Origin of the sequence: Gottfriedia acidiceleris (assembly GCF_036421055.1) — a bacterium.
GTDB classification, from domain to species: Bacteria; Bacillota; Bacilli; order Bacillales; family Bacillaceae_G; genus Gottfriedia; species Gottfriedia acidiceleris_C.
In genome coordinates this window covers 55931-71666 of the sequence record NZ_JAZGQS010000012.1, presented here as the reverse complement: position 1 = coordinate 71666, position 15736 = coordinate 55931, and the positions used below count along the sequence as shown (strand labels likewise).

General features: G+C 35.4%; 12 protein-coding genes and 1 riboswitch. Of the genes, 11 read left to right on the top strand and 1 reads right to left on the bottom strand.

Going from position 1 to position 15736, the window contains the following annotated elements; translation table 11 throughout:
• Positions 1 to 40 precede the first annotated feature (40 nt).
• The 9 genes from RAH41_RS17650 (at position 41) to RAH41_RS17610 (ending at position 11610) form a co-directional block, all read left to right on the top strand.
• A complete protein-coding gene (locus RAH41_RS17650; RefSeq protein ID WP_331224344.1) occupies positions 41 to 1252 on the top strand; it encodes an SIS domain-containing protein in 1212 nt (403 codons plus the stop codon).
• On the top strand, positions 1249 to 2100 hold the full coding sequence (gene gatY, locus RAH41_RS17645; protein ID WP_331224343.1) for a tagatose-bisphosphate aldolase subunit GatY: 852 nt from the start codon (positions 1249 to 1251) through the stop codon (positions 2098 to 2100). Before RAH41_RS17650 ends, gatY begins: the two co-directional genes overlap by 4 nt.
• A 4-nt stretch (positions 2101 to 2104) precedes the next feature.
• Positions 2105 to 3040: a 1-phosphofructokinase family hexose kinase gene (locus tag RAH41_RS17640; RefSeq protein ID WP_331224342.1), complete on the top strand. Its 936-nt coding sequence runs from the start codon at positions 2105 to 2107 to the stop codon at positions 3038 to 3040.
• 1 nt (position 3041) lies between these two features.
• Positions 3042 to 3974, top strand: a complete 933-nt coding sequence (locus RAH41_RS17635) for an ROK family protein (RefSeq protein WP_331224340.1) — start codon at positions 3042 to 3044, stop codon at positions 3972 to 3974.
• An 86-nt stretch (positions 3975 to 4060) separates the two neighbouring features.
• On the top strand, positions 4061 to 5212 hold the full coding sequence (gene nagA, locus RAH41_RS17630; RefSeq protein ID WP_331224338.1) for an N-acetylglucosamine-6-phosphate deacetylase: 1152 nt from the start codon (positions 4061 to 4063) through the stop codon (positions 5210 to 5212).
• A 340-nt stretch (positions 5213 to 5552) separates the two neighbouring features.
• Positions 5553 to 7904, top strand: coding sequence for an RNA polymerase recycling motor HelD (helD, locus tag RAH41_RS17625; protein ID WP_331224336.1), 2352 nt, complete (start codon positions 5553 to 5555; stop codon positions 7902 to 7904).
• A 169-nt stretch (positions 7905 to 8073) separates the two neighbouring features.
• The gene (locus RAH41_RS17620; protein WP_331224332.1) at positions 8074 to 9105 is read left to right on the top strand and encodes an ATP-binding cassette domain-containing protein; all 1032 of its coding nucleotides are present in this window, start codon (positions 8074 to 8076) and stop codon (positions 9103 to 9105) included.
• Positions 9102 to 9914, top strand: coding sequence for an ABC transporter permease (locus RAH41_RS17615; RefSeq protein ID WP_331224330.1), 813 nt, complete (start codon positions 9102 to 9104; stop codon positions 9912 to 9914). Before RAH41_RS17620 ends, RAH41_RS17615 begins: the two co-directional genes overlap by 4 nt.
• Before the next feature lie 91 nt (positions 9915 to 10005).
• Positions 10006 to 10109, top strand: a riboswitch (purine riboswitch).
• Positions 10110 to 10314: 205 nt separating this feature from the next.
• Positions 10315 to 11610: a nucleobase:cation symporter-2 family protein gene (locus tag RAH41_RS17610; RefSeq protein ID WP_331224328.1), complete on the top strand. Its 1296-nt coding sequence runs from the start codon at positions 10315 to 10317 to the stop codon at positions 11608 to 11610.
• Positions 11611 to 11650: 40 nt separating this feature from the next.
• Here RAH41_RS17610 and RAH41_RS17605 read toward each other — a convergent pair whose 3' ends face one another.
• On the bottom strand, positions 11651 to 12952 hold the full coding sequence (locus tag RAH41_RS17605) for an O-antigen ligase family protein (protein WP_331224327.1): 1302 nt from the start codon (positions 12950 to 12952) through the stop codon (positions 11651 to 11653).
• 413 nt (positions 12953 to 13365) lie between these two features.
• Between RAH41_RS17605 and murQ the strand changes: the two genes are divergently transcribed.
• Both murQ and RAH41_RS17595 read left to right on the top strand, forming a co-directional pair.
• Positions 13366 to 14256 carry an N-acetylmuramic acid 6-phosphate etherase gene (gene murQ / locus RAH41_RS17600; protein ID WP_331224325.1) on the top strand — a complete coding sequence of 297 codons (891 nt, stop codon included), beginning with the start codon at positions 13366 to 13368 and terminating at the stop codon, positions 14254 to 14256.
• A 19-nt stretch (positions 14257 to 14275) separates the two neighbouring features.
• Positions 14276 to 15688: a PTS transporter subunit EIIC gene (locus RAH41_RS17595; protein ID WP_331224323.1), complete on the top strand. Its 1413-nt coding sequence runs from the start codon at positions 14276 to 14278 to the stop codon at positions 15686 to 15688.
• The last annotated feature ends 48 nt before the right edge of the window (positions 15689 to 15736 follow it).

Below are 15736 nucleotides of genomic sequence, written 5' to 3'. Positions count from 1 at the left end.
GTAATGATGACACTAACAGTTCAAATAGGAGGAAATAAATATGGAGCTATTAAAATCGAGTGAAAATGAAAGAATGAATGTTGGCGCGAGCCATACAGCAAAAGAAATAGCCCAGCAACCTAGATTATGGAACGAAACAAAAGATATTCTTTTATCTAATAGAGACCGAATTCTTACATTTTTGAAGAGCGTTGAAAATAAATACGATCAGTTACGAATTATTTTAACTGGAGCGGGGACATCTGCATTTGTTGGTGATACAATTCTTCCTTATTTAAAACAAATCGTTAACAACAAAAAAATAGTAGTAGAGAGTATTGCTACGACAAATATTGTGTCAAATCCATATTCTTATTTAAATAAGGACCTTCCAACAATCATGATTTCATTTGCTCGTTCAGGAAACAGTCCAGAGAGTTTAGCTGCTATTCATTTAGGAGAAGAAGTTATAGATGATTTTTATGGAATCGTATTTACATGTAACCAAGATGGACTACTGGCTCAAAAGAAGAAAAATGATCATAATCATTTAGTTATCTATATGCCAGAAGAAGCAAATGACCAAGGATTTGCAATGACGAGTAGTTTTACGACTATGCTTTTTTCATCTTTACTGCTTTTCAATATTGATCAGATTCATAAGTGGGAGAAGAAAGTTGATGAACTTATACAAGCTGGTCGTTCAATTATTAGCGGGAGCGAACAAAGTATTAAGCAGCTGGCGAATATGTCTTTTCAAAAAGTTGTTTATTTAGGCTCAGGGGTTTTTGAAGGATTGGCAAGAGAAGCATCATTAAAATTGTTGGAGTTAACAGGAGGGACAATTCCTTCTACTTTTGATACCTCATTAGGTTTCAGACACGGTCCTAAGTCCATTTTAGATAAGGATACCGTTGTATTTGTATTTTTATCTTGTAACTCTTATACAAGACAGTACGATCTTGACATTTTAGAAGAGATTTACAAAGAAACCAATCGTGGGAAAGTGGTGGCAATTTCATCTTTAAAGGATCAGGTAGCTGAAGAATATAGTGATCTTTTCTATTTTGTGGATCTTCCTAAAATTAGGGAAGATATTTTTCTAACTTTCCCTTTTATCTTATTCGCACAAACTTTTGCTATGTATAAATCTATTAATCTAGGCTTTTCTCCAGATAACCCTTCTCCATTAGGAGTAGTGAACAGAGTTGTTAAAGGAGTTACGATTCACCCTTTTACAAATGATACGAAGAATGGAGGAGAATTATCTTGATTACATCACGAAGTACGATTCTTTTAGAGGCACAATCCAAAGGCTATGCAGTTCCGGCATTTAATATTCATAACTTAGAAACAATGAGAGTAGTGTTAGAAACAGCGCAAGAACTACGTTCACCGGTTTTGATTGCAGCTACACCAAGTACAGTTAGTTATATGGGGGAAGAATTTCTAATTGGTATGATGGAGGCCGCAAAAAAAAGATATAATATTCCAATTTGTTTTCATTTAGATCACCATGAAAATGTTACGGATATTAAGGCTTTAATCGATAGTGGCATTCACTCAGTCATGATTGATGCCTCTCACCATGACTTTGAAGAAAATATTCGAATCGTTCGTGAAGTAGTCGATTATGCTTCTTTATTTGGAGTTTCAGTAGAGGCAGAGCTCGGCCGATTAAGTGGAGTAGAGGATGACTTAGAAGTTGATGAAAAGGATCAAATTTATACAAATCCGGCACAAGCAAGAGAGTTCGTCTCTAGAACAGGAATTGATTCATTAGCCGTTGCTATTGGTACTGCCCACGGTCTATATAAAGGAGAGCCTAGATTAGATATTGAACGTTTAAGTGCAATCCAAAAAGAAGTTAATATTCCGCTAGTTCTACATGGAGCTTCGGGCTTACCTGATGAATTAGTTCAAAAAACGATTAAAAACGGAATATGTAAAGTAAATATTGCTACTGAATTAAAAATAGCTTTTGCTAATGGATTACGTGGTTACTTAAATGAACATCCAGATGCCAATGACCCTAGATATTATTTTAAAGATGCAGTAAGAGAAATGAAATTAGTCGTTGCTGATAAAATTAAAATGTGCGGTAGTATGAATCGGGGTTAGAAAAATGATTGCAACAATTACATTAAACCCGGCTATTGATATTCGTTATAATCTTCCCATCTTTCATTTAGATGGAGTTAATCGTGTTACAGCTATAGATAAAACAGCTGGTGGAAAAGGACTTAATGTTTCTCGTGTATTATCTCAGTTAGGAGCTAATGTTACTTGTACCGGATTTTTAGGTGGAAAAAGTGGTGAATGGATAGCTAGTCAGCTCCAAGATGACAATATTATTAATCGATTTATAGAAATAAAAGGAGAGACAAGATTTTGTTTAGCAATTGAATCTAAACAAGGTCATACAGAAATTCTTGAACAAGGCCCAGAGATATTGGAGAATGAAAGAGAAGAATTTTTGAAAAATTTTGATATCATTCTAGAATCGAACAACTATATTGTCGGTTCTGGCAGCTTGCCACATGGAATCAACTCTGATTTTTATAGAGACCTAATAGAAAAAACAAAACAAAAAGGGAAGTATTTTCTTTTAGATTCAAGTGGAGAATCACTAGCCCATGGAGTAAAGGGAAAGCCTTTTTTAATTAAGCCGAACAGAGAAGAATTTTGCAAGTTAATTGGGTTAAACCAGTTATCTATAGATGATATGATCTGGCACGCCCGGGAAATATGCCATAAGGGTACACAATACGTTTTACTTTCTTTAGGAAAAGAAGGTGCTCTTTTAATTAGCGAAAATGTTACATTGCAGGCAGTTATTCCAACATTGACAGATGTGCACCAAGTTGGATCTGGAGATAGCATGCTTGCAGGCTTTGCCTTTGCTCATTCGAAAGGCTTTTCTATCGTAGATAGTTTAAAGTGGTCATGTGCTTGCGGGATATCCAATGCTGCCTCAGAGCGGACTGGGTCAGTTGAATTAACAAAAGTTCAACAATACTTTAATCTCATAAAGGTGAAGGAGTTAATAGGGGGCGATTAAGGTGGAAAATATAGTTTGTTTTGATATCGGGGGTACATTTATTAAATTTGGACTAATAAATTGTGATGGGCAAATCGTTTACAAAGATAAGGTACCAACACCTAAAAGTAATATACAAAAGCTGCTTCCTGAACTTTTAGCTGAGAAAATAAAAAACCTCCAAAATAATTTTTTAATTGCAGGAATCGGAATCTCCTCATGTGGTCTTGTAAATCATGAAATAGGTGAAATTTTATTTTCCAACAATATACCCAACTATTCAGGAATGAAACTAGGCGAAATACTTTTCAATTTGTTTAAATTACCCGTTAGTGTAGAAAATGATGTGAAAAGTGCTTGCCTCGGTGAAATGTGGAAGGGGGTAATTCAAGGTAAGAAAGATGTAGTTTTTCTAACATTAGGAACAGGTATAGGAAGCACCATTATCATAGACGGGAAGATTGTAAGTGGATCTCGTCATTTAGCTGGAGAACTAGGTCATACCGTCATTGTTAATAACGGACGTTCTTGTGGATGTGGACGGAGAGGGTGCTTTGAAAGATATGCTGCTACTTCAGCCCTAGTAAGTGACTTTATTGATGAAAAGAACAAAAATGGTGAAGTTACGGAGAAAATCTCTGGAGAAGAAATCTTGGCTCTAGTAGAAGAAGGAAATCCAATTGCTACTAGAGTATATAAAAAGTTTATCCATCATATAGGCACAGGACTATCAAATATAGTCCATCTTCTGAACCCGGAGGCAATTATTATTGGGGGAGGGATTGCTGAGCAGGGAGAACGATTTATACAAGACATCAACTCTGAGATTAAAAAGGAAACCATGTCGATTTATCATCAAGAAACAATCGTACTGCCTTCGATTCTTGGGAATGATGCCGGGTTGTATGGAGCATGTTATTTAACTTTAAAAAAATTAAACTACTTACATGTATAAGTTTTAAACAGGCAGCATCCTATTTTGGTGTTGCCTGTTATTCTTTGAGAAAAAGTATTCCTGCAAATAATAGAGGGGGAAATGTAATGAAAGCAATTAAGGTAGAAAAAGTTTATACACCTCATAAAGTAATTGAAGCTGGCTATATATTAATTAACAACGGAAGAATTAATGGCGTAACAACGAGTAAACCCTCCTGTGAAATCTTGGATTTTTCTAGTTTTGAAGCCATTCCAGGCATGATTGATTTACATGTTCATGGAATTGCTGGAAATGATACGATGGATGGTAGTATTCAATCATTACAAGAAATGTCTATGTCGCTTGCACGTCATGGAGTTACAGGATTTTTGCCAACTACTCTGACTCATGATTTTGAAAAAATTAAAAAAGCTATAATGATCGTAAGTGAAGCGATAGGACAGACAGAAGGAGCGGAAATCATTGGATCATATGTAGAAGGTCCATATATCACAACTGAGCATCGTGGCGCTCATCCGGTCAAGTATATTCGTGAACTAAATACAGATGAGATAATTGAACTCATAAAGGCGTCCAATAATACGGTAAAAGTGATCACATTAGCTCCAGAAAAAGAACATGCAGAGGAAGTTATTAACTTGATAACAAATAAAGGGATTCACGTGTCTATGGGCCATACAAATGCAGACTATGACACAACGAATAACGCAATTGAACATGGAGCAAAAATTTCTGTTCACACTTTTAACGGCATGAGGGGATTTAATCATCGTGATCCTGGGTGTCTTGGTGCCGTTCTAATAAATGATCAATGTTATTGTGAATGTATAGCAGATTTACAGCATGTCCACCCTGGAGCAATTAAGCTATTATACAAAGCAAAAGGGACAGAACGAATTCTTTTAATAAGTGATTCAATGGCGGCTGCTGATTTACCAGATGGATCCTATACGCTTGGTACATTAGACGTTAAAGTGGAAAATAAAATTGCTCGAACAGTAGAAACAGGCTCGTTAGCAGGAAGTACGACTAATTTAATGGAGTGTTTAAAAAATGTAAAAGACGTCTTAGGGGTGCCTTTAGAATCTATTTTACCGATGGTCAGTCTTAACCAGGCAAAATTACTTACTATTGATCATGAAGTTGGAAGCATAGAAGGTGGAAAAAAAGCAAATATCGTCTTAATTGATCGTAAATTTAATGTTCATGCTACTATTGTGAATGGCAAATTTGTCTATAGGAAAGATCATCAATAAAGTGGCGGATTGTAAGAAAGATGTAAAATTTAATAAAAGGTAATTAATTGAAGTATGTGCAGAAGAAATTTATTCATAATAAGGATGACCTTACTATAAGTGATGAAATGATCAGTTTAGGTTAGGTCATTTTGCTTTTTTTAGTTACGAAAATTAGTAATTAAGAAGAAATAATGATGATTTTAAACGAGGACTATTGCCTAAAAGATAAAAACGTGGTAGATTAATACAGTATATATAATAAAGAAATAATAAGAGGTCATATTTTCCCTACTTTAATTTTACTATACAAATCCTCTTGAGTCAACCCCCATTTTTATCTTTTAAAGGAGTGCATGAAATGACCAACGAACTTCAAAAAGAACAAGTAAGAGTAAATGCTGTACTTGATTTAATTACGGACAAAATTAGTAAATTAACAGACGAAACAGCCCAACGTAGAAACGAAGTAATCAATGTTCGTAAAAACTTTTGGGATGAAGTTAAAGTTAATACAGATAGCTTTGATGACTATTTAGAGACGGTTATTAGTTTAAGACAACAATCTCAACTTTTGGCGATCGGACAAATTAATCATAAGCAATCTTCCAACCGGCTATCAGCACTTCGTAGGATGAAAGAAGTTCCTTATTTTGGGCGCATTAACTTTACAGAAGAAGGTATGTCTGAAACGGAGCGTATTTATATTGGCGTTTCAACGCTAATGGATGAAACGGGAGAAAATATTTTGGTTTATGATTGGAGAGCCCCAGTTTCGAGTGTTTACTATGATTATCCGCCAGGTCCTGCAGAGTATGATACTCCTGGGGGAAAAGTGAATGGCGTATTAGACCAAAAATGGCAATATATTATACGGAATGGTGTAATTGAATCAATGTTCGATACAAGTCTCACTATAGGTGATGAGATTTTGCAGCATGTGCTAGGCAAAGGTACAAACAAGCATATGAGAAGCATAGTAGCCAGTATTCAAAAAGAACAAAATCAGATTATTCGCTATGACAAAGGTAGATTACTGATTGTTCAAGGGGCTGCTGGTAGCGGAAAGACATCTGCGGCTTTACAAAGGATTGCATATTTGCTCTACAAATATAGAAATTGGATAAAAGCAGATCAAATTATTTTATTTTCTCCTAATGCAATGTTTAATAATTACGTATCGAGGGTTTTACCTGAACTAGGCGAAGAAAATATGCAACAAGTTACATTCCAAGAATATTTAGTTCATAGGCTAAGTGATGCGTTCCAAGTTGAGGATAATTATGAGCAATTAGAATATGTGCTAACTGCTATAGAGGATCCTTCCTATAAGACTAGGACTTCAAGCATTCAATTTAAAGCGTCAACTGATTTCTTTGAGACGATTAAGGCATACAGAAAATCATTGGAATTATCAGGAATGGTCTTTAGGGGATTTAAATTTAGAGGCAAACCAGTCGTTACAGCTAAACAAATATATGAAAGATTTTATAGCACCGACACTTCTTTAAAATTTAACAACCGATTAGAGAAGTTGACGGAATGGTTAAACAAACAAATTAATGAAATGGAAAAGCAAGAATTGAAAAAAACATGGGTAAAGGATGAAATCGAGTTACTCAGTAAAGATGATTATCAAAAAGCATATAAGTACTTACAGAAAAAACAATCTAAAGAGGATTCATTCGATGATTACGAACAAGAATCTAAGGTGTTAGGTCGAATGGTCGTACGTAAAAAACTAAAGCCACTACGTGAGTGGGTTAGAGGATTGCGTTTCATTGACATAAAGGGTATCTATAAACAATTATTTTCCAATCCAACTCAAATTGAACAATGGATTGGAGGGGATACACCTGAGAATTGGGTTGATATATGTCAGTTAACATTAAATATGTTAGATGAAGGCAAGTTGTTTTATGAAGATGCTACACCATATTTACTTTTAAAAGAATTGATTCAAGGCTTCCAATCGAATGTTACAATTAAATTTGTTCTTGTAGATGAAGCGCAGGATTATTCTCCTTTCCAATTTGAATTTTTGAAACGACTGTTTCCTTCTGCAAAGATGACCGTGCTAGGTGATTTTAATCAAGCTATTTTTGCGCATGCTAGTGAGATGGTTGATTTTAATGTCCTTAAAGGCTTATATGGATCAGAAGAAACAAAAGTGATCAATCTGACTCGCAGTTACAGATCAACAAAACCAATTGTAGAGTTCACACGTAGACTAATACCTGGAGGCAATCTTATTACTCCCTTTGAACGAGTTGGGGATAAGCCTGCATTAACACAGTTATCTAGTCGAGAAGATTTGCACAGTCATATTACATCTAAAATAGAGGACTTAAAGAAAAGTGAATTTAATACAATTGCTGTTATATGCAAATCTGCTGAAGAAAGCTCAGATGCATATGAAGCATTAAAAGATATTGAAGGAATTAAGCTTGTGAAAAGGAGTTCAGTTGAATATGAACAGGGGATTGTCATAATTCCCGCCTATTTAGCAAAAGGAATTGAATTCGATGCAGTTATTATTTACGATGCATCAGCTCAAGTTTATGAAGACGAGAGCCTCCGTAGACTATTCTACACTGCATGTACACGAGCAATGCACGAATTACATTTATATAGCTTAGGAGAAACGACTCCTTTCATACATGATATTAGTTCAGAGTTTCTACTATTAAATCAGACTATAACTCACGATTAACTTTAAAAACTTCCCTTAATCTAAATAAGGGAAGTTTTTTAATTTTTAGATAGAGCACTGGACCCTCTCCTGTAACTATTCGAAAAGAAAGTTTTTATTTAAAGTTCATACTTAATTCATAATTAGTCGATATATTCATCTTGTAATAAGTCGTAAAGGAGGAAAAGAATTGGAATATTTAAATAAAAAAATAATTACCCCAAATAATGGAGATTTGGCAGTGGAAGCGAGCGGTTTAGTTAAAATATTTGGTGAAAATCGTGCGGTTGATGGAGTGGATTTAAACGTTCGTGCGGGAAGTATTTACGGTGTACTTGGTCCAAATGGTGCAGGGAAAACAACTACAATTCGAATGCTGGCTACACTACTAAGACAAGACGCAGGGACTGCAAGTATATTCGGACATGATGTTTTAAAAGAGGCTCAAATTGTGCGTCAATTAATTGGCGTTACTGGTCAGTATGCCTCAGTAGATGAGTCACTAAGTGCTACAGAGAATCTTATTATTTTCTCAAGATTACTAGGTCTAGGTAGAGCGGAATCACGAAAGAAAGCAGCTGATTTATTAGAGGAATTTGGCTTAACGGAAGCAGCAAAACGTCCATTGAAAAACTTCTCAGGTGGAATGCGTCGTAGATTAGATTTGGCAGCAAGTTTAATTGCGCAGCCTCCACTTATCTTCTTAGATGAGCCGACAACTGGTCTGGACCCTCGTACTAGAAATCAAATGTGGGATACGATTCGTCGTTTAGTAAAAGAAGGTTCAACAGTTCTATTAACAACACAATATCTTCAAGAGGCGGATGAACTAGCTGATCGGATTGCAGTAATAGATCGTGGTCATGTAGTTGCGGAAGGTACTGTTGATGAATTAAAAGCTTCGGTTGGTAGTTCATCGTTACAATTAAAAATTCAAGATATAAAAGATGTTCAAAAGGCGCGTCAAACAGTAGAACACGTACTAAAAGTAAAATCTAACATCTCATTAGTAGAAGGAAAGATTACTGCACCTATGGCGGATGCTGACCGAGTAACCGATCTACTAATTGCTTTACGTGATGAAGGCATTCATTTAGCTGAAATGAGTGTACAAAAGCCGACTCTTGATGAAGTATTCCTTACGATTACTGGTAATAGCGTAGATGATGATGGATCAAAGGAGTTAGATAAAACAAAAGAGATGGAGGGAGTAAGGGGATGAGCACATCAATAAAACAACCTGCTTATCGTGAATTAAAAAATAAAACTAGCTTTAATCAATCAGTAAAAAATTCATTTACGATGGCTTATCGTGGTCTACTAAAAATAAAGCGCACACCAGAACAATTATTTGATGTTACACTCCAACCTATTATTTTTACACTTATGTTTACTTATATCTTTGGTGGAGCAATCTCTGGGAATGTTAAGAGTTATTTACCAGTAATTATACCTGGAATCTTAGTACAGACTGTCATTACTACTTCGATTGTTACGGGTGTACAATTGCGTGAAGATATGGATAAAGGTGTATTCGATCGATTTAAGTCATTGCCGATCGCACGTATTGCACCACTGGCCGGAGCGTTATTGGCGGATACGATTCGTTATACAATCGCTACTGTTCTTACTTTCACAATGGGGTATATAATGGGATATCGTCCTGAAGGTGGCTTGGGCTATGTTGTATTAGCAGGGCTACTTGTAATTTTATGTTCATGGGCGATTAGCTGGATTTTCGCTTTTTTTGGAGTAATCGCACGTACAGCATCTAGTGTACAAGGAATTTCTATGTTAGCACTATTTCCATTAACATTCCTTTCAAATGCCTTTGTACCAGTCGATACAATGCCAAATTGGCTTCAATGGTTTGTAAAAATAAATCCAATTTCTCATTTGATTACTGCTGTAAGAAATCTTACGAACACAGGAACTGCAGGTTCAGATCTAATCATTTCGCTGATTGGAGCTGCTTTAATTGTAGCAATCTTTGCACCCCTAACTGTAAAAGCTTATATGCGTAGAACATAACTGACGTGTTCCATTAGTTATTTTCTAATGGAGCGCCTTTTCTTTGCATTTTCTACTTGAAAATATTGAATAGCATGTGTAACATAATCAAGGTACAAATAGATAAAAAACTCATATAATCATGGGGATATGGCCCATAAGTTTCTACCGGACGACCAATATAATCGACCGACTATGAGTGAAAGCACATCTAGGGTTCCGCATTAAAAATAAAATGGCTGGTCCGAGCGATGTGGGCACTGCACGTGCTACACCATTAGGGATAAAAACCCAGAAGGACAGGTTTCACTTGAGAGAAACATACTCAAGTGGAACCTGTCCTTTTGTGTTTTATAAAGAGTAATAACTGTACGCTAATCAATATAGATAAACTAAAGCAATGACAAGGGAGAGAATCAGATTGTTAAGTAAACAAAAAGCATTTACATTAGGTTTTCAACACGTCATGGCTATGTATGCAGGTGCAGTTGTTGTACCTCTTATAATAGGTGGCGCGCTTAATCTAACGCCAACACAGATCGCTTATTTGATTGCAGCAGATTTATTTACTTGCGGTATCGCAACTATCCTGCAAAGCATGGGGACTAAATATATGGGGAGTAGATTGCCAGTCGTTTTAGGATGTACATTTACGGCGGTAGGACCGATTATTGCAATTGCATCCTCTTCAAACTTACCGACAGCATACGGTGCAATCATTATTTCTGGTATCTTTGTTATATTAGCTGCTCCTTTCTATGGAAAGCTTTTAAAGTTTTTCCCTACAATTGTAACAGGATCGGTCGTAACGATAATTGGACTTTCTTTAATTCCTGTTGCTATGAATAATGCAGCAGGTGGACAAGGGAGTCCAGATTTTGGTCAAGTACACAATTTATTACTGGCACTTCTAACACTTATCGTAATATTAGTCGTTAACAGGTGGGCTAAAGGATTTTTACGTACAATTTCCGTACTTGTAGGTTTGGTCGTAGGAACGATAGCAGGCTATGCAATGGGAATCGTTCACTTTTCAAGCGTATCGGAAGCATCATGGTTTAGTATTGCTCAACCATTCTATTTTGGAGCACCAAAAATCAGTATTACAGCCATTATTACAATGATTATTGTATGTATCGTTAGTATGGTGGAGTCAACTGGAGTCTATTTCGCTGTAGGAAAAGCGACTAACCAAATGGTTAAACAAGACCAGATTGTAAATGGGTTGCGTTCAGAAGGTCTTGCAATTATGCTTGGTGGCATTTTTAATGCATTTCCGTACACAGCATTTTCGCAAAATGTTGGTTTAATCTCACTTACTAAAGTTAAATCTAGGGAAGTTATTTATGCTGCGGGAAGTATCATGGTTGTTCTTGGATTATTACCTAAACTAGCAGCTTTAACGACTGTTATTCCAAATGCCGTTCTTGGAGGTGCAATGATTGTTATGTTCGGATCTGTTGCAGCTGCCGGTATTTCAATTCTTTCAGAAGTTGATTTAGGTAAAGGAGAAAATCTTTTAATTGCAGCTTGTAGTATAGCAGTAGGATTAGGTTCAGCAACACTTCCACAAATGTTCGACCAACTACCTGACTTTTTAAAAATGTTAATGCAAAATGGAATTGTAACAGGTTCTTTAACTGCAATTATTTTAAATTTATTCTTAACAAAACAAAATGTGGCAGTAGAAGTGAAAGTTACGAAAAAAATATCATAAAACGTTCAAAAGAGACCCCTTATAATCAAAGGGGTCTTTTTTAGTACTTGTTACTTATAAACTTCGATTTTAAATAATGCAAAATCATGTACGAACTTACAACTAACCTAGCCGTACTTCCATAAACGCTAATAAATTTGCCTTGAATGGCGGAAATCTCGATATTGAATTGCATACGTCTCGAATATCGATCCCAACACCCAAGCAGTATAACAGTCAGGAAACCGATTTGTGGAGAGAATACGGGCTCATCAAATACCCCTGTAAACAAAATAATGGGTAGACCGAGTAAAAAACTGTTAAAAAAACATTTTTTACTACGTTCAAATAAGAATAAGTGAATGCATTTTACAATATTTACGCTAATTAATGTTATAAAAGCTAATCCTCCTAATGTTCCGTATTCCGCAAACATACCCAGCAGTAAATTATGTGCATGAGGGATGAAATGATCATATTGTATTACATATTCTTGACCAAATCCAATCGGTGTCACACCAAAGAATGGGTGGTTTTTCCAAATAGTATATGCGTTTTTCCAAATGTCCAACCTTTTATGCCCTGCTTGAATAACTGAATCGGCTCTTGGCATTAAATAGAGCAACCATTTCGAAAAGAATAGTCCGATGATTGTACAAACAAAGAAAAACATTCGATTAAGTCGGAAGATAAAAAGTAAATAAATCAGAATCATCGTCGCAAAACCAGCTCTTGAACCCGTTAGATAAATCCCATAACTAAGTAGTGTTTGAATCGGAAGTTGCCACGACAAGCTAATATAATGTTTCCTTTCTAGACTAGAAAGTAGACTGGCAAAAAGAAAAGAAATAGCGATTAATAAAATAAAAACAGTAAAATTGGGATTATATGCACAACCAATTAGACGGTTAAAATTCTTAGGTTCAACTTCTCCAAAAAGCACTGTCCCTAATAAATAACCAACAATTTTAGGAAATGGCAACCATTTGGATATCCATCCAATTACACAACTATATACGCCCCCAAAGATTATAATCATGCGAAATCTCTGAAATAATTGACCTTTCTCAGTTACTAAAATCCTACAATATATTCCCCAGTAACCAAGAATCATGATACTGACCAATAAAAATAATATATTTCTATCTAAAAGGGCAGCACCAATAGTAGATATAAGTAGGCATAAGAAAAAGTACGAACTAAACGAATAAATAAACCGTTTATTAATAAACCATTGAGTATAGAGGGTATGAATCCCGATGATCAATAGCAATGCAATACCTACTGGAGGTAAGAGAAAGCAGAGAAGTGCGCTTTTCTCCACTAACGAGAACTTTTTATAAAACTGTATAAACTTTTTCATTGTATACCCCTAGTTAAGTGACATAAATATCCTTAATCATATGGAGGATGTTGTCTTTTCATCTGTAAAATGAATTGTATTTTAGTTAAGTTGTCATCAAATTTAACAAACATATTTTAAATACATAGGTTTAAAATACCACAATCGTTTATTAATTATGTTTTGAATTTGTAAATTGAGTTTAAACTTTTTTGCCAGACAAAATAATGTACATATTATAGATTAATGCATCTTTTAAAAAAGAAATTGTTAGTAGTCGTTTTATGAATATGACATTTATTTGAACAAAAATAAGAATTAATAATTTGAAATTTCTTCCTTATGAATATAACTATTGAAATTTTATTTCAAAAATAGTTATAATATGTATGAAATTAAATTTAGTTTAAAAAATTACTTGAGGTGAAGCAAACATGCTTGAGAATTTAACAACCGAAACAAGAAACGAAAAAACAATGAATTTAGATGAAATGTCTATAGAAGAATTCTTAACCGTAATGAACGAAGAGGATGCTAAAGTTGCCGCTGCCGTTCGGAATGAAATTCCTAATATTTCTAAAGCTGTTGGGAGAATTGTAACTGCTTTCAAAAGCGGGGGTCGCTTGATTTATATAGGTGCTGGCACAAGTGGCCGCATAGGACTTTTAGACGCAGTTGAATGTCCTCCTACATTTGGAACAAGCCCAGAAGAGGTAGTTGGTTTAATTGCAGGCGGAGAAAAAGCATTTATAAAAGCGGTTGAGGGTGCAGAGGATAGCGAAGAACTTGCAATTGAAGATTTAAAGGGAATTAACTTAAGTAAAAATGATATTGTAGTTGGTATTGCAGCAAGTGGTCGTACGCCTTATGTTATTGGTGGTTTAAAATACGCCAAAGAAATTGGTGCTTCTACTGTAGCGGTTAGTTGTAACAAGGGCTCTAAGATAGGTCAAGAGGCGGAAATAGCAATCGAAGTAGTTAATGGGCCTGAAGTATTAACTGGTTCTACACGATTAAAGGCTGGTACTTCTCAAAAATTAGTTTGCAACATGTTATCTACGGCATCAATGGTTGGTATTGGAAAAGTATACGGTAACCTAATGGTTGATGTTCAATCAACAAATGAAAAATTAGTTGAGCGTTCAAAACGCATTGTAATGGAAGCAACTTCTTGTACGTATGAAATTGCAGAAGAGTATTTAACAAAGTCGAATCAAAGTCCGAAAGTTGCCATCGTTATGATTCTTACGGGATTTAGTTACGAGCAAGCAATTGAGCAATTGAAAAAGTCAGAAGGATTTGTTCGAAAAGCGGTACAAAAATAGATATTAGGGGGAGTAGAAGATGGATAAATATCAAAGATTAGCTTCTGAAATCGCTGATGCAATCGGCGGTACTGATAATGTAGTTTCATTTACAAACTGTATGACAAGACTTCGTGTTAATGTTGCTGATCGTAATTTAATCAATGAAGATCAAGTTAAAAAAATTAACGGAGTTCTTGGTACTGTTGATGATGAAACTTACCAAATCATCTTAGGTCCTGGTACAGTAACAAAAGTTGCTGAACAATTTGGTCTTCTAGGAAATGGTTCAACTGGAAAACAAGGAACTTCATCAGCAGCTTTAAAAGAAAAGGGCTCAGACCTTAAAGCTGAATTAAAAAAGAAAAATAATACACCTTTTAAAAATTTCTTACGAAAAGTCGGTAATATCTTTATTCCATTAATTCCAGCATTCGTTGGTGCAGGTTTAATTGCTGGTATTGCTTCGATATTATCAAACAATATTACGGCTCAAAACCTAGATGCAGCTACTTGGTCACAATATGTTACAGTTTTAAATGTAATTAAAAATGCAATCTTCGCATATTTAGTGATTTATGTTGGTATCAACGCAGCGAAGGAATTCGGTGCAACACCATCCCTCGGGGGAGTTATTGGTGGTGTAACACTTTTAACAGGTATGCTTCCTGAGCAACCAATTAAAAATATCTTTAATGGTGACCCGTTATCTCCTGGCCAAGGTGGCGTTATTGGTGTTCTACTTGCAGTATACTTACTATCAATTTTAGAAAAACAATTACGTAAGATTGTTCCTGATTCTTTAGATATCATTATTACACCTATGATTGCTTTACTAGTAGTTGGTTTACTGACAATTTTCTTCATTATGCCATTAGCAGGATTTATTTCTGATAACTTAATTGGCTCTATTAACTGGATTATTGCAAAAGGCGGTATTTTTGCAGGATTTGTGTTAGGTATGGGATTCTTACCATTAGTTATGTTAGGCTTACATCAAGTATTAACACCGATTCATATCGAGTTAATTAATACAACTGGTGCAACACAATTATTACCAATTCTAGCAATGGCAGGTGCTGGACAAGTTGGAGCAGCTTTAGCACTATGGTTACGTTGCAAAAAGAATAAATCATTATCAAACATGATTAAAGGTGCTCTTCCAGTAGGTATTTTAGGAATTGGTGAACCATTAATTTATGGTGTTACTTTACCTCTTGGTCGTCCATTTATCACTGCGTGTATCGGTGGTGGTATTGGAGGAGCAGTAATTGGAATGTTTGGACATGTTGGGGCAATTGCAATTGGTCCTTCAGGAATGGCTTTAGTTCCACTTATTGCAAACGGAATGTGGTTAAAATATGTGATTGGATTACTTGCTGGTTATGCTGGTGGTTTCGTCTTAACATATTTCTTCGGTACACCAAAAGATGCAATGGCTGAACAAGAATAAATAACAAATAAAACCCGAATAATTAGACCTCTCAATTCTACTATTCGG